Annotated in this window: 12 protein-coding genes and 1 pseudogene; 7 read left to right on the top strand and 6 right to left on the bottom strand. The window is 69.4% G+C overall.

The features are described 5' to 3' along the window. Window positions 1–188: 188 nt before the first annotated feature. Window positions 189–1703 carry a DUF2079 domain-containing protein gene (locus QMK30_RS34755; protein WP_283522337.1) on the top strand — a complete coding sequence of 505 codons (1515 nt, stop codon included), beginning with the start codon at window positions 189–191 and terminating at the stop codon, window positions 1701–1703. 484 nt (window positions 1704–2187) lie between these two features. Here QMK30_RS34755 and mgrA read toward each other — a convergent pair whose 3' ends face one another. Then, window positions 2188–3225, bottom strand: coding sequence for an L-glyceraldehyde 3-phosphate reductase (mgrA, locus tag QMK30_RS34750; protein ID WP_283522336.1), 1038 nt, complete (start codon window positions 3223–3225; stop codon window positions 2188–2190). A gap of 166 nt (window positions 3226–3391) precedes the next feature. Here mgrA and QMK30_RS34745 point away from each other — a divergent pair, with 166 nt between their 5' ends. The 4 genes from QMK30_RS34745 (at window position 3392) to QMK30_RS34730 (ending at window position 8442) form a co-directional block, all read left to right on the top strand. Beyond that, window positions 3392–4153, top strand: coding sequence for an isoprenyl transferase (locus QMK30_RS34745; RefSeq protein WP_283522335.1), 762 nt, complete (start codon window positions 3392–3394; stop codon window positions 4151–4153). 321 nt (window positions 4154–4474) lie between these two features. Further along, window positions 4475–5797: an RNA 5'-3' helicase PhoH2 gene (gene phoH2 / locus QMK30_RS34740; RefSeq protein WP_283522334.1), complete on the top strand. Its 1323-nt coding sequence runs from the start codon at window positions 4475–4477 to the stop codon at window positions 5795–5797. Between the two features lie 404 nt (window positions 5798–6201). After that, entirely contained in the window at window positions 6202–6951 is a 750-nt protein-coding gene (locus QMK30_RS34735; protein ID WP_283522333.1) for an aggregation-promoting factor C-terminal-like domain-containing protein, read from the top strand. 129 nt (window positions 6952–7080) lie between these two features. Beyond that, on the top strand, window positions 7081–8442 hold the full coding sequence (locus tag QMK30_RS34730) for an AI-2E family transporter (protein WP_283522332.1): 1362 nt from the start codon (window positions 7081–7083) through the stop codon (window positions 8440–8442). Window positions 8443–8638: 196 nt separating this feature from the next. On the opposite strand, the gene QMK30_RS34725 is transcribed toward QMK30_RS34730, so the two are convergent. Then, window positions 8639–9172 carry an alkyl hydroperoxide reductase gene (locus QMK30_RS34725; RefSeq protein WP_283522361.1) on the bottom strand — a complete coding sequence of 178 codons (534 nt, stop codon included), beginning with the start codon at window positions 9170–9172 and terminating at the stop codon, window positions 8639–8641. 5 nt (window positions 9173–9177) lie between these two features. Then, window positions 9178–9732 (bottom strand): peroxiredoxin, encoded by a 555-nt coding sequence (locus QMK30_RS34720; protein WP_283522331.1) that lies wholly within the window; start codon window positions 9730–9732, stop codon window positions 9178–9180. A 132-nt stretch (window positions 9733–9864) separates the two neighbouring features. Here QMK30_RS34720 and QMK30_RS34715 point away from each other — a divergent pair. Then, window positions 9865–10803: pseudogene (locus QMK30_RS34715) on the top strand (hydrogen peroxide-inducible genes activator); the annotation flags it as partial. 380 nt (window positions 10804–11183) lie between these two features. Here the strand turns inward: QMK30_RS34715 and QMK30_RS34710 are convergent. Genes QMK30_RS34710 through QMK30_RS34700 form a run of 3 tightly spaced genes read right to left on the bottom strand, consistent with a single transcriptional unit; the run spans window position 11184 to window position 14784 of the window. Then, window positions 11184–13580, bottom strand: a complete 2397-nt coding sequence (locus tag QMK30_RS34710) for an ABC transporter permease (protein WP_283522330.1) — start codon at window positions 13578–13580, stop codon at window positions 11184–11186. Continuing rightward, on the bottom strand, window positions 13577–14263 hold the full coding sequence (locus tag QMK30_RS34705; RefSeq protein ID WP_283522329.1) for an ABC transporter ATP-binding protein: 687 nt from the start codon (window positions 14261–14263) through the stop codon (window positions 13577–13579). The genes QMK30_RS34710 and QMK30_RS34705 overlap by 4 nt, the downstream gene beginning before the upstream one ends. Next, a complete protein-coding gene (locus QMK30_RS34700; protein ID WP_283522328.1) occupies window positions 14260–14784 on the bottom strand; it encodes a PadR family transcriptional regulator in 525 nt (174 codons plus the stop codon). Before QMK30_RS34700 ends, QMK30_RS34705 begins: the two co-directional genes overlap by 4 nt. Before the next feature lie 335 nt (window positions 14785–15119). Between QMK30_RS34700 and QMK30_RS34695 the strand changes: the two genes are divergently transcribed. After that, window positions 15120–17360 (top strand): transglycosylase domain-containing protein, encoded by a 2241-nt coding sequence (locus QMK30_RS34695; RefSeq protein WP_283522327.1) that lies wholly within the window; start codon window positions 15120–15122, stop codon window positions 17358–17360. The last annotated feature ends 41 nt before the right edge of the window (window positions 17361–17401 follow it).

The following is a 17401-nucleotide window of genomic DNA, read 5'->3' as shown; positions in this document are numbered from 1 at the left end:
TCGCAGGACGCCGGGAGCCCGCTCCCTATCGCGGGGGAGGTCGTAAGGGGTGCGGTGCGGGTGGGGGACCAGCGCCGCAGGCAACCTGCATCTGCCTGTACCTGCCTGCCCCGCCCCCACGCACACCCCCACGCCCCTCCGACCCGCCTCCTCCGTACGCCCCCGTCCCCGGCCTAATATCCGGACCTATGCGGACAATCTATGACGGCGGGGCGGTGCTGAGCGCGGAGACCTCCGCCCCCGCCCCCGCGCATCCCACCGCCCGACCCCGCCTCCCCCTTCCCTGGGTCTGGGCCGGAGCGCTGTTCCTGCTGTACGCCGCCGTGGCCGTGCGGCGTCATCAGCTGCTCAGGACCACCGGCTACGACCTCGGCATCTTCGAGCAGGCCATCCGCGCTTACTCCCAACTCAGCGCCCCCGTCGTCCCCCTGCGCGGCGAAGGGTTCAATCTGCTGGGCGACCACTTCCACCCAGCGCTCGTCGTCTTCGCCCCGCTCTACCGGCTCTGGCCGTCCCCGCTGTGCCTGCTCGTCGCCCAGTCCGCGCTGCTCGCCCTCACCGTCGTCCCCCTTGCCCGCTGGGCGCTGCGCGTCCTCGGCCGGCGCGCCGCCCATGTCGTCGCCCTCGGGTACGGCGCGAGCTGGGGCATCGCCTCGGCCGCCGCCTTCGACTTCCACGAGGTCGTGCTCGCCGTGCCGCTGCTGGCCTTCGCCCTGGAGGCGCTGGGCAGGCAGCGATGGCGCCACGCGGTCGCCTCGGCGGCGCCCCTCCTGCTGATCAAGGAGGACCTGGGCCTCACCCTCGCCGCGATCGGTGCCTACGTCGCGTGGAAGGGCCCGCGCCGCCTCGGTGTCACGACCGCCGCCGCCGGCCTGCTCGGCTCGCTGATCGAGATCAAGCTGCTGCTGCCCGCCTTCAACCCGGGAGGCTCGTACGCGCACGGCGGCAACCTGGGCGAGGGCGCGCACGGCTCGCTGCTCGCCACCCTCGCCTTCGCCCCGCTCGACGCCCTCAGACCCGACATCAAGGCCATGACGCTGGTCCTGGTGTTCGCCCCGTCCGCGCTGCTCGCGCTGCGCTCGCCGCTGGCCCTGCTCGCCGTGCCGACACTCGGCTGGCGGATGCTCTCGCAGAACGGCTTCCACTGGGGCACGGCCTTCCACTACAGCGCCGTCCTGATGCCCATCGTCTTCGCCGGACTGATCGACGCCCTCGCCCAGTGGCGACGCAACGACCATCCGCTGGGGCCCCGCCACGTCCGCGCCTCGCTCGCCACCGTGCTGGCCGTGACGGTGGTGCTGTTGCCGTCGTTCCCGCTCGCCCAGCTCCTTCACCGCGCCACCTGGAGTACCACCGCGCACGTCGGGGCGGCCCGCGCCCTGCTGGCCAGGATCCCGGACGGCGCGACCGTCGCAGCCTCCAACCGCCTAGCCCCGCAGCTCACTTCACGCTGCGAAGTGGTGATCTTCCCGACCTTCCCGATCGGCGGGCGGCTCTATCGGTACCGGGTGAAGCGGCTGCCGGCGCCCACCGCCGAGTGGATCATCCATGACCGCCGTGCGCCGGACGCCTGGCCCTACCCGACGGGCCACTGGCCGTACTCGCTCGGCCGGCAGCAGGCCGAACTGGTCTCGGCCCGGCGCGAGCACGGCTACCGGGTCGTGGCCGTCCGCGACGGAGTGACCCTGCTGCGCCGTTCCTGACGTCGGCATCCGTAGCTGTACGAACGTCACTGCGCGAACGTCGCCTCACAAACCTCGCTGTACGAATCTCACCGCACGAACCTCACCACACCGGGATCCCTCACCGGCTGGGCCGAGGAGTACATGGAGCAGATCCTCGCCGCCAAGCAGCGGGACGCCGCGTAGTCACACAGGAAACACACGGAAACACACGGAAACACAGAGCAAACGCAACACAGGAGCGGCAGCCGTAAGCGGAGCGTCAAGTCGGCGCCGTTCGGTTTACCCGGCCGGGCGGACTCCCCGCACCCCGTGCGGAGACCCGGGACCGGGCCTCGGCCCTAGGGCCGACTGGGCTCACGAAGATCGCTCGGCCTCCAACGCAATAATTCGTAGGGGGCTTACGGCATGGCGTGGCACCGAGCACCCTTTACGAAGGGTTATGGTGGGAACCCCCCCTCGGGCCGGTCCATATCCCCCCCATGGACCGGCCCGTTTTTTTCCGTCAGCCGCGTCCGGCCCAGATGTTGGTGCCGGGGGTGGAGACCGCGAAGGCGTCGATCTCCTTCAACTCCTCGTCGGACAGCGCCGATCCGTTCAGCGCCGCGACATTCTCGTCCAGCTGCTTGACGCTGGACGCCCCGATCAGCGCTGACGTCATCCGCGGATCCCGCAGCACCCAGCACAGCGCCAGCTGGGCCAGCGACTGGCCACGCCGGGACGCGATGTCGTTCAGCCCGTTCAGCCGACGGACGACCTCGTCGGAGAGCAGGTCCGGGTCGAGCGACTTGCCCTGTGTGGCCCGTGAGCCCTCCGGGATGCCCTTCAGGTACTTGCCGGTGAGCAGGCCCTGCGCGAGCGGCACGAAGGAGATGCAGCCCATACCGGCCGTCTCCAGGGTGTCGAGCAGCTTGTCGTCCTCGGTCCAGCGGTTGATCATCGAGTACGAGGGCTGGTGGATCAGGGCCGGAACGCCCATCTCCTTGAGCAGCCGGGCCGCCTCGGCGGTCTGCTCCGCGTTGTAGGAGGAGACGCCGACGTACAGCGCCTTGCCGCTCCGGACTGCCGACGCGAGCGCGCTCATCGTCTCTTCGAGCGGGGTCTCGGGGTCGAAGCGGTGGGAGTAGAAGATGTCGACGTAATCGAGGCCCATCCGCGACAGCGAGGCGTCGAGCGAGGACAGCAGGTACTTGCGCGACCCCCACTCGCCGTACGGGCCCGGGTGCATCAGGTAACCGGCCTTGGTCGAGATGATCAGCTCGTCGCGGTAAGCGGCGAAATCCTGCGCGAAGAGCTTGCCGAAGTTCAGCTCGGCGGAACCGGCCGGCGGGCCGTAGTTGTTCGCCAGGTCGAAGTGGGTCACACCCAGGTCGAAGGCGCGGCGCAGGATCGCGCGCTGGTTGTCCAGCGCACAGTCGTCGCCGAAGTTGTGCCAGAGGCCGAGGGAGATGGCGGGCAGTTTGAGTCCGCTGCGGCCGGTGCGCCGGTACTCCATGGAGTCGTAGCGGTCGGAGGCGGCGGGGTAAGAAGCGGAATCAGTCACAATCCCCTCCTTATCACGGACTTGTGACAGACCGGGTTGGGTCGCCGCTGCGCCTGCCCAGTAGTGTGGCTGGCTTCGGGGCTGCCGTGCGGCGAGGGGCCGTGAGCGCGCGCCGCAGCTCCCCGGGGGAAGACCGCACCCGCACGAAGCCATGAGGTGAGACCCAGTGAACCTGCGCGACCTGGTGTACAGGCTCTACGCACGCAGGGTGGAAGGCCGCCTCGATCACGATCAGGTGCCCAAGCACATCGGTGTCATCCTCGACGGCAACCGACGCTGGGCCAAGGCCTCCGGCGGCACCGCCGAGCAGGGGCACAAGGCAGGCGCCAGCAAGATCCAGGAGCTGCTCGGCTGGTGTGCCGAGACCGACGTCGAAGTCGTCACGCTCTGGATGCTGTCCACCGAGAACCTGGACCGGCCAGAGGCGGAGCTGACCCCGCTGCTCGGCATCATCGAGGGCGCGGTGGCCGACCTGGCGGCGGACGGCCGCTGGCGCGTCCACCACGTCGGCACGCTGGACGTGCTGCCCGCGCGTACCCAGTCCGTACTCAAGGAGGCCGAGCAGGCCACCATGAACAATGACGGAATACTCGTCAATGTCGCGGTGGGCTACGGAGGCCGTCAGGAGATCGCCGACGCCGTCCGCTCGCTCCTCCTGGAGCACGCGGGCAAGGGCACCTCGCTGGAGGAGGTCGCCGAGATCGTCGACGTCGAGCACATCTCGGAGCACCTCTACACGCGCGGCCAGCCGGACCCGGACCTGGTGATCCGTACCAGCGGTGAGCAGCGTCTCTCGGGCTTCATGCTCTGGCAGAGCGCCCACTCGGAGTACTACTTCTGCGAAGTTTTCTGGCCCGCTTTCCGCAAGGTCGACTTCCTGCGCGCGCTGCGCGACTACGCTGCCAGGCACCGGCGTTACGGGACCTGAGCCCGCCCCGGACCCACCACCCCAGGAGCCTCGGTCCACCCCTCGGTCCACCCCTCGGCCCACGGCATGTCATATGCCGTGGCATGGCAGCGCGTGTTCGAGGGAATACCCCTTCCAGGTAGACGTCCGGTCCACGGGCGTCGCATCTCAGTGAGCGGCAGACACCGCTCGCCCGGGAGGCCCTTTGCACCAGGAAGACCGTGTACCGAGCACGGACGACGTGGAGGGCCGGAGTTCGGCCCGCGCATCGTGGCCCGAGCCCGGTCCCAAGGCACGCGACGTCGTCGCACCCCAACCTCGTCCGAGGGGGTACGTCCTTCCGTGGTGACAAGTACTAAGCGCCGCATGCCCGACAGGCGCACTTACGTTCTCGACACCAGCGTCCTGCTGGCCGACCCGAACGCCATGGCCCGGTTCGACGAGCACGAAGTGGTGCTCCCGATCGTCGTGGTCACGGAGTTGGAGGCCAAGAGGCACCATCCCGAGCTCGGCTACTTCGCCAGGCAGGCCCTGCGCCTGCTCGACGACTGCCGGGTGCGGTACGGACGCCTCGACGCCCCCATCCCGATGGGCGACCTGGGCGGGACCCTCCGTGTCGAGCTCAACCACTCCGATCCCGGCGTGCTCCCGGCCGGCTATCGATTGGGGGACAACGACTCGCGGATCCTGGCGGTCGCGCGCAATCTCCAGGCCGAGGGCTTCGACGTCACGGTGGTGTCGAAGGACCTGCCGCTGAGGATCAAGGCATCCTCGGTCGGGCTGCTCGCCGAGGAGTACCGCGCCGAGCTCGCCGTCACCGACTCCGGCTGGACGGGGATGTCGGAGCTGTCGCTCTCCGCCGAGCAGGTGGATCTGCTCTACACCGAGGAAACGGTGTACGAGCCGGCCGCCGCCGACCTTCCCGTCCATACGGGTCTGGTGATCCAGTCCGAGCGCGGCAAGGCGCTCGGCCGGGTCACATCGGAGGGGACGATCAGGCTCGTACGGGGCGACCGGGAGGCCTTCGGGATCCACGGGCGCAGCGCCGAGCAGCGCATCGCGCTCGATCTGCTCCTCGATCCCGAGGTGGGCATCGTCTCGATGGGCGGCCGGGCAGGCACCGGCAAGTCGGCCCTGGCCCTCTGCGCGGGCCTGGAGGCCGTGCTGGAGCGCCGCCAGCACCAGAAGGTGATGGTCTTCCGCCCGCTGTACGCGGTGGGCGGGCAGGAGCTCGGTTATCTGCCCGGCTCCGAGTCCGAGAAGATGAGCCCCTGGGCGCAGGCGGTCTTCGACACGCTCTCGGCCGTCGCGAGTCGCGAGGTGATCGAGGAGGTGCTGGGGCGCGGCATGCTCGAAGTGCTGCCGCTCACGCACATCCGGGGTCGCTCGCTGCACGACGCGTTCGTGATCGTCGACGAGGCCCAGTCACTCGAACGGAACGTCCTGCTGACGGTTCTGTCCAGGATTGGGTCGAATTCCCGGGTGGTGCTGACCCACGATGTCGCGCAGCGCGACAATCTGCGGGTCGGCCGGTACGACGGAGTGGTCGCCGTCGTCGAGAAGTTGAAGGGCCATCCGCTCTTCGCGCATGTCACCCTCACCCGGTCCGAGCGCTCCCAGATCGCGGCGCTGGTGACCGAAATGCTGGAGGAAGGGCAGATCTGACCCTCTCTGGCCATGGGTAACCCGTTCGGTAACCCATTGAGGGCAAAAGGTAGTTGGCGCCGCCCGGCGAAGCGCAGGAGCATAGCCGGGCGGCGCCGCGCTGCGCGTACGTTTCCGAAAAACTTCCGGCGTAAACGGCGTGTGAGCTTTCACACGCAACGGGGAATTGCTTCCCGGCGTCGGCTTCCGGCAGAGTCTTGCTTCCGTCAGGCCCCGCATACGACACGCCCGCACCACTCAACAATCTTCGTCGTATGCCGCCCGAGCACCACACGGCTCTCCCCGCAGGGGAGTTGTCCAACGGGCCCGCGCCTCTCATGACCTAGCGATAGGTTGAGGCCAGTGTCAGGGGCACGATTGCGTCCGCGAGGTCACCCGAGCGGGCACTGCTGGAAGGAAACCGTGTGAGCCGGATTTCGGTCCGGGGATTCGCCGTGGCTTCGGCTACCGCGGTCACCACTGTCGGCGCCGTAGTGGGCGTCGCCTCGGGCGACACTCTGCCCTCGAACGACAACTTCGAGGCGACCGCAGCCGACACGACGCTCCTCGCAGACATCCCTGCCGGCCAGCAGGCCCAGGTGCAGACCGCGTCCCTGACGCAGCAGGCCGACGCCCAGGCCTATGCCGCGGACGCCACTGCCAAGAAGTCGGCCGAGGAATCGGCTCGACTGCAGGCCGCCAAGGACGCCAAGGCCAAGAAGGAATCCGCCGAGGAGAAGGTGGAGGCCGAGGCGAAGGCGGCCAAGGCCGCCAAGGCCGCCAAGGCAGCCAAGGAAGCCAAGGAACGTGAGAAGGAGGAGTCGCAGGTCGCCTCCCGCTCCGCCTCCCGTGACGCTTCCAGCTTCTCCCCGCAGGGCTCCTACTCCGTGGCCGAGGTCCAGGCCATGGCACGCCAGATGGTGCCCGGCGACCAGTTCCAGTGCTTCAGCAACATCGTGAATCACGAGTCGACCTGGAACTACAAGGCGAGCAACCCCTCGTCCGGTGCGTACGGTCTCGTCCAGGCGCTCCCCGGCACCAAGATGTCCTCCGCGGGTGCCGACTGGCAGACCAACCCGGCCACGCAGATCAAGTGGGGCCTCAACTACATGAACGAGCGCTATGACAGCCCCTGTGGCGCGTGGCAGTTCTGGCAGGCGAATAACTGGTACTAGTACGGGCATCAGTTCCCCTGACGCTCAACTCGGCTGAGCCCTTCACCGTCCTGTGGTGGGGGGCTCTCCCCGTGTACGGTCGGGTCCGACCAACTCCCCCAGCGGAGTGGTGGGGGAAGAGGATCAATCATGTCGAAAGTGCCAGGATGGATCGGTCGGGTGGGTGACGGGCTGACCCGGATGGGGGCACGCCTGGACGAGCGCCGGGCCGAGGCGGACGCCGACGCAGACCCGTTGATCACCCCTGGGTCGCACGCCGCGCCCGCGGACGCGGCGGCCGGTGTCGAACACGTCCCCGCTCCCCCCGACTACGCCCCCGCCGTAGCGGCCAGGCCCGATCCTGTCGCGGCTGTCCCGTGGGGGATGCGCGTCGCGGCCGAGGCCGGCTGGCGGCTGCTCGTACTGGCAGGCACGCTCTGGGTGCTGATGAAGATCATCAGCTCCGTGCAGCTGGTGGTCCTCGCCTTCGTCGCGGCCCTGCTCGTCACCGCGATGCTCCAGCCCACCGTCGCCCGGCTCCGGAGAGTGGGGCTGCCGCGCGGCCTCGCCACCGCCGTCACCGCGTGCCTCGGCTTCGTTGTCATGGGCCTGGTCGGCTGGTTCGTGGTGTGGCAGGTCATGGAGAACATCGACAACCTCTCCGACCGGCTCAGGGACGGCATCGAGGAGCTCAAGCGCTGGCTCCTCAACAGCCCGTTCCATGTGACCGAGGATCAGATCAACGACATCGCGAAGAACCTGAGCGACGCGGTGGGCACCAACACCGAGGAGATCACCTCGGCGGGCCTGCAGGGCGTCACCGTGATGGTGGAGTTCCTCACCGGCATCCTGCTCGCCATGTTCTCGACGCTCTTCCTGCTGTACGACGGCAAGCGCATCTGGGAGTGGAGCCTCAAGCTGGTTCCCGCCCAGGCCCGGCCCGGTGTCGCGGGGGCGGGGCCGCGCGCGTGGCGCACGCTCACCGCGTACGTACGCGGCACGGTGATAGTGGCCATGATCGATGCGATCTTCATCGGGCTGGGGCTCTACTTCCTGGATGTCCCGATGGCCGTGCCGCTCGCCGTCTTCATCTTCCTCGGCGCCTTCATCCCGCTCGTCGGAGCGGTGATGTCCGGGGCTCTCGCCATCGTGGTCTCGCTCGTCACCCAGGGCCCGTTCACCGCGCTGATGGTGATGGCCGTGGTGCTGGCGGTGCAGCAGATCGAGGGCCATGTGCTCCAGCCGTTCATCCTCGGCCGAGCGGTCCGCGTACACCCGCTGGCCGTCGTCCTGTCCGTCGCGGCGGGCGGCCTGGTCGCCGGTATCGGCGGCGCGGTGGTCGCGGTGCCGCTGGTGGCGGTGACCAATACGGTGGTCGGCTATCTGCGGGCCTACGGCAACGAGGCGGCCCTGCGCGCGGCCCCGCAGCCGCACGGTGCGACGGCCGTCGCGGTGGCGACCACTCCGGCTCCGGTCGAGGGAGTGGCGGACCGGGCGGCGGAGCAGGAATGATCTCCGAGCCTGAGCAGGAGGAGCCGAGACCGTGGACGTGGCCTCCCTCCGGCCACTGATGGTCAGGGACGCCCGGGACCTCATGGACGCGCTCAAGCGCTGAGGCGACAACGGGCCCTTCGCCCGCCCAGGAACGCGCGAAGGGCCCGCAGACAGGCTGTCTGCGGGCCCTTCGACGTACGACGTACTGCCGCGACTATTCCGCGAGGACCGCTTCGGCGTCGACGGTCGCGCCGACGGCCTGGATCACCGCGGCGATCTTGAAGGCCTCCTGGACGGTGTCGCGCTCGACACCGGCCTTGCGCAGGACCTGCTCGTGCGAGTCGAGGCACTGGCCGCAGCCGTTGATCGCGGAGACGGCGAGCGACCACAGCTCGAAGTCGACCTTCTCCACGCCCGGGTTGCCGATGACGTTCATCCGCAGACCGGCGCGCAACGTCCCGTACTCCGGGTCGGAGAGGAGGTGACGCGTGCGGTAGAAGACGTTGTTCATCGCCATGATGGCCGCGGCCGACTTGGCGGCGGTGTACGCCTCGGGGGAGAGGTTGGCCTTGGCCTCCGGCTCCAGCTCGCGGAGCACCTTCGGCGAGCGCGAGGCGATCGCGCAGGCCAGCACGGTGCCCCACAGCTGCTGCTTCGGGAGGTCACTGTTGCCGATGACCGAACCCAGGTTCAGGCGGAGGTCCTTGGCGTAGTCCGGTACTGCGGACTTGAGGTCGTCGAGGGACATCGCGGTCACTCGCCCGACAGGAGCGCGACCGGGTCAAGGGTGTTCTCGCCCTTGGTCCAGTTGCACGGGCACAGCTCGTCGGTCTGCAGGGCGTCGAGAACCCGAAGAACTTCCTTGGGGTTACGGCCCACGCTGCCGGCGGTCACCATCGTGAACTGGATCTCGTTGTTCGGGTCGACGATGAAGACGGCGCGCTGCGCGAAGCCGTCCTCGCCCTCGATGCCGAGGTCACGCATGAGCTCGTGCTTGGAGTCCGCCAGCATCGGGAAGGGCAGGTCCGTCAGGTCCGGGTGGTCCTTGCGCCAGGCGTGGTGCACGAACTCGGAGTCACCGGAGAAGCCGAGGATCTGCGCGTCGCGGTCCGCGAACTCCTCGTTCAGCTTGCCGAACGCGGCGATCTCGGTGGGGCAGACGAAGGTGAAGTCCTTGGGCCACGCGAAGACCACACGCCACTTGCCCTCGTAGGACTTGTGGTTGATCTGCTCGAACTCCTGACCGGTCTCCAGGGAGACACAGGCAGTGAGGTCGTACGTGGGGAACTTGTCACCAACAGTGAGCACGCGCTCTCCTTGCAGCGAAGGAAATCCCGTTTGGGCGATTTCCTGGGGTGTGGACGGATCCCCAGACTGACATAGGAGGCATTGATCGCAGAAATAGCTAGACTTGCTCGACGTGATCGGAGGTGCCTATCAGTGGCTATCGTACATAGGGGCAAGCAGCCCAGTCTGTCGCAGCTGCGGGCGTTCGTCGCCGTGGCCGAGTACCTGCACTTCCGCGACGCCGCCGCCGCGATCGGGACCAGCCAGCCGGCCCTGTCCGGGGCCGTCTCGGCGCTGGAGGAGACGCTGGGCGTGCAGCTCGTCGAGCGTACGACGCGCAAAGTGCTGCTCTCCCCGGCGGGCGAGCGGCTCGCGGTGCGGGCCGGGGCGGTGCTCGACGCGGTCGGGGAGCTGCTTGAGGAGGCCGAGGCGGTACGGGCCCCCTTCACCGGGATACTCAGGCTCGGGGTGATTCCGACGGTGGCGCCGTATCTGCTGCCGACGGTCCTCAGGCTCGTGCACGAGCGCTATCCGGACCTGGATCTCCAGGTGCACGAGGAGCAGACGTCCTCGCTCCTGGAGGGGCTGGCGGCCGGCCGGCTCGATCTGCTGCTGCTCGCGGTGCCGCTCGGCGTCCCCGGGGTGACCGAACTGCCGCTGTTCGACGAGGACTTCGTGCTGGTCACGCCCAAGGACCACTGGCTGGGCGGCCGTTCGGACATTCCGCGCACCGCGCTGGGTGAGCTGCATCTGCTGCTGCTCGACGAGGGGCACTGCCTGCGCGACCAGGCGCTCGACATCTGCCGTGAGGCGGGCCGGGTGGACGGCGCACCCGTGACGACCACCGCGGCCGGGCTCTCCACACTGGTCCAACTGGTGGCGGGCGGCCTCGGCGTGACACTGCTGCCGCGCACGGCGGTACGGGTCGAGACCGACCGCAACGACCAGTTGGTCACCGGGTACTTCGCCGATCCGGCGCCGTCGCGGCGGGTCGCGCTGGCGACGCGGTCGGGGGCGGCGCGCCAGGGCGAGTTCGAGGCGTTCGCGCAGGCGCTGCGGGGGGCGATGGCGGAGCTTCCGGTGCGGGTGGTGGGGGGCGGGTGGGGGGCGCTGCGCGGGGCTTGTCCCCTACCCGCCCCTTCCCGAAGCCGGGGCAGGCCCCGAACCCCTGGACGCCCTCGGGCGTGTCCTCGATCGCCGGATGTGCTGAATTCTTCCCGGGTGCTGCGCATCTTCAGCCCGTCCGGAGGGCCGAGGTCCGGGAGGCCGAGCTGCGCCCCGCCCCCGCCCATTTCGGCCCGTCCGGCGTTTGAGGGCCGAGACCGGCGGTGGGGCCGCCCCGCGTTCCCGCCCCGCCCACTCCAGTCGTCCGGCGTTTGAGGACCGGGGTCTGGGGCGGAGCCCCAGTTACGGGAAGGGGCGGGTAGGGGAACAGCGCCGCAGGCACCCCGTACCCCGCACTCGCCCCCACCTCACTCCGTCCGCAGCCCCTCCGGCCGCATCATGCGCCACAGCGGCGGCAGGCTGAGCAGCGTCACCGTCAGGATCAGCGCCGCGCCCGCGCCCGCGAAGGGCAGGAACACCAGCCAGTCGCTCACCGGCTTGTTGATCATCCTGAGCAGCGCCGCGCCGAGCGCGAGACCACCGGCGATCGCCACCGCCAGACCGAGGAGCACCGGGACCGCCGTCTGCCACAGCACGGACCAGCCGAGGGTGGTGCGACGCGTGCCGAACGCGATCAGCGCCGACAACAGCCGTTTGCGCTCCCGCAGTTGCTCCAGCTGCGAGACCAGCATGCTCGCGGCGACCAGCATCATCGTCGCGCTCGCGCCGACCAGCAGTCCGGTCTGGACGCTCGCGTACTGCTTGTCGCGCTCGGTCGCCTGGATCGTGGAGACCCGCAGGTCGGGGCCGATCCGGGCGGCGGTGTTGCGTACGTACTCCGCCGCGTCGGCCACCTTCGGGTCGACCTGGACCTGGGCGCGCGTCGTCGCCTCCGGCAGTCCCGCCGGGTCGACCGCGCCCGCCGTTGCGTAGATGCCGTCGTAGACGTCGCCCGACGGGTCGGGCCTGACCTTCACCGTCCGGGTCGACTTGGGCAGGGTCCACAGCACCGGCTTCGAACCGTTCTCCTTCGTGAACGGGTTGAGGTTCACCGGCTTGCCGATTCGCGCGGTCTCGTCGATCCAGTCGTTCTGCTCGGTGTCCTCGCTGTGCGCGACGAAGGTGTCGCCCTCCTTGCACGAGTCGATACGGGCCAGCTCACGCAGGGTCGCGCAATCGCCGATGGTCAGCGTAGAGGTGGGCGGGACGCCGTTCACCGTGCCGTTGCCCGGCCGGACCACGAACGTCTGGACAGTGCCGATGACCCTCTGAACACCCTTCGTGTCGCGGAAGTCCTCGATCATCCGGTTCGCCAGTTCGCCATTGGCGACCTCCGCCCTGACGCTGATCTGGGCCCTGGACGGGTCCTCGCCGGTCACCCTGGTGAAGTCGTCCTGGATCGCGGCGAACAGCATCTGCATCGCGATGGCGCCCGCGACGGCGACCGTGATGCCGCTGACCGCGCGGGCGGCCGTGCCGCTGCTCAGCTGGAGCCGGCGGGTGGCCAGCTGCCAGGGGACCGGCCCGCCGCCGAGGCGGGCCACCACGGCCTCCACGAGCCAGGGCAGCAACAGGATGAGCCCGATCAGTACGAGTACCGCGCCACCCGCGATGGGGTACGGATCAACGGTCTGGGTCTGCTCGTCGACGGTGCCGGCCATCAGCAGTACCGCCATGCCCGCGACGGGCACCAGCAGCCGCCACCACAGCCGGCGGGAGCGGGCACGGTTGTTGCGTACGACGCCCAGCGGCTCGATGGCCACCGAACGCAGGGCGAAGAGCGTCACGGCGACGGCCGCCGTGGGCACCGCGACGGCGACCAGCGCGGCGAGCGCCGGGACGGGGGTGAGGTCCTGGGGGAAGGCGCTGAAGCGCCAGATCTGTACGCCGCCCATGAGTTGACGGCCGGCCAGAAAGACGGCGACGCCGACGACCAGGCCGAGCACCGAGCCGGACAGGGCCTCACCGGCGGCGATCCGCCGGGTCATCCGGATGTCCGCGCCGACCAGGCGCAGCGCGGCCAGCCTGCGGTCGCGCCGCTCGCCGCCGAACCGCACGGCGGTGGCGATGAAGATGGCCACCGGCACCAGCAGCACCACACAGATCAGGATGATCGCGACCACCAGGACGGGGTCCATCGGCTCGTGCTTCGCGTCCCCGCCGTAACCCGTGGTCCGGTAGCCGCCGGTGTCGGGGGTGAGCGTCGAACTGCCGGCGTAGTAGAGGAGTTCGTTCGGGGAGACCAGGCCGGGATTGGCGATCGTGCCGACGATGCGCTCGTCAAGACGCTCCCGCAGCAGCTTGCCATCGGCGGAGCCGAGCAGGTCCCTGAGCGCGGGGGACACGTACATCTCGCCGGGGCGGGGAACGCCGGTGGTGCCGGGCGGGTGGACCGGATTTCCGCCGTCCGCGCGCAGGAACCGCCCGTCGATCATCGAGTCGCGGAACTCGGTGCCGGCGAAGCCCCAGAGCACGGTGGTGTCGGAGGCCTTGGGCTGGTCCATCTCCGAACTGGTGGCGACGCGGGCGTTGGTGCGCTCCAGCCGGGTCTCGGAGAGCGAGGGCACGGACGCGGCGGCGAGCAGCAGACCTACGCCGAGGCCGACGCCGACGGCGGTCAGCCCCGTACGGACCCAGCCCTCGCGCCCGCCGGAGACGGCGAAGCGGATGCCGAGGGCGAGGTCGCGGAGCCAGACGGCGGGGCCGGTGGGCGCGGCCGGGGCGGGGGGAGCGTCGGAGGCGGGCCGCTGGTCGAGGAGCGTCATGCGGAGTACTCCAGGTCGCGGGACTTTCCGTCGCGTACGACGATCTCGCGGTCGGAGTAGGCGGCGACCCGCGCCTCGTGCGTGACCAGGACGACGGCGGCGTTGGCCGACCGTGCGGCCTCGGTGAACAGCTCCATGACGCGCTCGCCGTTGAGGGAGTCCAGCGCGCCGGTCGGCTCGTCCGCGAAGAGCACGCGCGGCGACGAGACGAGGGAGCGGGCGACGGCGACGCGCTGGCCCTGGCCGCCGGAGACCTCGCCGGGGCGCTTGTGGCCGAGGTCGTCGACCTCCAGGCGCTCCATCCAGCGCAGGGCCTCGCGCTCGGCCTCCTTGCGCTTGACGCCGTTCAGGCGCAGGGGGAGCGCCACGTTCTCCACGCAGGTCAGCTCCGGGACGAGCTGGCCGAACTGGAAGACGAACCCGAAGTCGCTGCGGCGCAGTGCGCTGCGCTGCGCGTCGGGCATGGAGGACAGCTCCTGGCCCTGGTACGTGATGGTGCCCGAGTCCGGCGTGACGATCCCGGCCAGGCAGTGCAGCAGGGTCGATTTGCCGGAGCCCGATGGGCCCATGACGGCGACGACCTCGCCGGGGTGGATCGAGAAGTGGGCGCCGTCGAGGGCGGGGGTGGGGCCATACGCCTTGTGCAGGTTGTCGGCGGTGAGCAGCGAGCCGGCGGGAGTCATGCCCGTACCTCCGTGGCGAGCTTGTCGAGGCGTGCGGCGGCCAGTTCCAGCCAGCGCAGGTCGGCTTCCAGGTGGAAGAGGGCGTGATCGCAGACGAGCTGGTCGGCGAGGTCACCCTTGCGCTTGCGGTCGGTGAGGATGCGCATCAGACGCAGGTGCTCGGCGCGCTGGACGTCGAGCAGGTCGGCGGCGCTGCGGCCGGTGAGGAGTGCGAGGACGACCTTCGTGTAGAGCGTCGACTGGAGGTACGGCTCGGGCTTCTCGGGCTGCGCGAGCCACTGGTCGACGTCGGTGATCCCGGCGTCGGTGATCGCGTACCGCTTGCGCTCCGGGCCGCCGCCGGACTCTATGCCGTCGACTTCGACGAGGCCGTTCTTGAGGAGCCGGGACATGGTCGAGTAGACCTGGCCGTAGTGCAGCGGCCGGTCCTGACCGAACTTGTCGTCGAAGGCGCGCTTGAGGTCGTAGCCGTGGCGTGGGCCGGCTTCGAGCAGGCCGAGGAGGGTGTGTCCGATTGACATGCGGAGCACTATACGCGATGTGTATACATAGTGTGCATAGGGGAGGTGAAACTGCCGCCCGGCCCTTTCGCTCCGCCCCACCCAGCCCGTCCGGCGCTTGAGGGCCGGGGTCTGGGACGGAGCCCCAGTCACGGGAAGGGGCGGGGAGGGGAAGGTCGTCGTAAACCTTTGCGAGCCGTCTCGCAACCTTGGACCCCTCTCGTGAGTCGGTTCCTGAGAGGCGGGTGCTGATTGTCACGTCCGGAAAAGACCGGATCGGGCGCCCTTTGTCCGTAGGTGCGGTGTTAGCTTTCTGAGCTGATATCAGGGGGCTCGACGAGCGGAGCGACGGAGTAATGGGCCGAGCAGAAGCCAGACAGGACCGGAAGCGCAGTGCGCGCCGGGCCAAGAAGAAGGCGGGAGGCATACGCCGCTTCTTCACGTTCAAGAAGCTGCTCGGCACTTTCTTCGGCCTGTGCCTGCTCGCCATGGGGGCCTTCGCGGCGCTCTATATGTACGTCCCCGTGCCCGCGGCCAACGCCCAGGCGGAGATGCAGAGCAACGTCTACAAGTACGGCAACGGCAAGATCATGGCCCGTACGGGCAAGATCAACCGGGAGATCGTCGGCCTCGACCGGATCCCCAAGGAGGTCCAGTCGACCTTCGTCGCCGCCGAGAACAAGGGCTTCTACAAGGACTCCGGCGTCGACTTTCGCGGCACCGCCCGAGGCCTGATCAACACCATCAGCGGCAAGGGCAAGCAGGGCGGCTCGACGATCACCCAGCAGTACGTGAAGAACTACTATCTCGATCAGGACCAGACGATCACCCGCAAGCTCAAGGAGCTGGTGATCTCGATCAAGGTGGACCGGAAGAGGGGCAAGGACGAGATCCTCGCCGGGTACATCAACACCAGCTACTACGGCCGCGGTGCCTACGGCATCCAGGCCGCGGCCCAGGCCTACTACGGTGTCGACGCCGAGAGGCTCAGTGTCCAGCAGGGCGCCTATCTCGCCGCGCTGCTCCAGGCCCCCAGCCAGTACGACTGGTCGACGGCGGGCCCGGTCAGCAAGAAGCTGGTCCAGGAGCGTTGGAACTACGTACTCGACAACATGGTCGAGATGGGTGAGCTGGACCAGGGCAAGCGCTCCGGCCTGACGTTCCCCAAGCCGCAGCAGCCCAAGGGCGCCCCCGGTCAGGAGGGCCAGAAGGGGTACATGATCCAGGCCGCGAAGGCCGAGCTGCGCAAGCAGGGCGTCAGCGAGGCGGAGATCGACGCGGGTGGCTGGAACATCACCCTGAACATCGACGAGAAGCGGCAGAAGAAGCTGGAGCAGGCGGTCAAGCAGCAGCTGGACTCCAAGCTCGACCGGAAGAAGAACAAGGTCGACGCGACGCTGCAGGCCGGTGCGACCTCGGTTGACCCCAAGACCGGCGCGGTGGTCGCGCTCTACGGCGGGCAGGACGCCACCAAGCACTGGATCTCCAACGCCACCCGCTCCGACTACCAGCCGGCCTCGACGTTCAAGCCGGTCGTCTTCGCCTCCGCCCTGGAGAACGACGCCAAGACCCAGGACGGCGTACCGATAACGCCCAACACGATCTACGACGGCACCAGCAAGCGCCCCGTGAAGGGCAGCGCCACCGCGTTCGCCCCGCAGAACGAGAACAACCAGTCGTACGGCCGCATCTCTGTCCAGAAAGCCATGGACAGCTCCGTCAACTCGGTCTTCGCGCAGATGATCGCCGACGTGGGCCCGGGCGAGGTCAAGGACACCGCGATGGAGATGGGCATGGAGGACAAGGGCGGCTTCGACGAGCGCCCCGCCATGTCCCTCGGTGTGATGGGCGCCAGCACGATGGACATGGCGGGTGTCTACGCGACGCTCGACAACCACGGCAAGAGGGTCCTGCCGTCCATCGTGAAGTCCGCGGAGCACAAGGACCGCGAGGGCGGCAAGGTCGATCTGCCCGACCCGATCGGCAGCCAGGTGATCAGCCGCTCGACGGCCGACAGCGTCACCAAGGTGCTGACCGGTGTCGTACGGAACGGCACCGCCCACGAGGCCAACAGCAGCGCCTACAGGGCGGCGGGCAAGACCGGTACGTCGGAGCTGAACAAGTCCGCCTGGTTCGTCGGCTACACCCCCGAGTTGAGCACCGCGGTCGCCCTCTTCGGCGAGTCCGCCGACGGCGGCAAGCAGGTCACGCTGACCGGCACGGCCAACTCGGGCCGCGCCAACGGTGGCGGCTTCCCCGCCAAGATCTGGGCCGACTACACGCTCGGCGCCCTGAACGGCGGCTCCAACGCCGACTTCGACCTGGAGATCGACCCCGACGACACCTACAGCCCAGCGCCGACCGCCCCCCCGGCGCCGACCCGTACACCGAGCCCGACCCCGTCGACCCCGAGCAGCCCGCCGCCGACCCGTACACCGAGCCCGACCCCGTCGACCCCGAGCAGCCCGCCGCCGACGAAGCCGAGCACGCCGCCGACGTCGCCGAGCGGGACCCTGAGCCCCGATCCCACGACGTCCAGTTCACCGCCGCCCGGCGAGGGTGACGAGGGCGACGAACCCCGCCTGCCCGGGGTCTAGGGAGAGCTCAGACGCGGCGGTTGGGGGGGGCCCCCCCGGGG

Source organism: Streptomyces sp. H27-C3, assembly GCF_030063415.1.
Lineage (GTDB): Bacteria > Actinomycetota > Actinomycetes > Streptomycetales > Streptomycetaceae > Streptomyces.
This window is presented reverse-complemented; position numbering and strand designations above follow the sequence as displayed.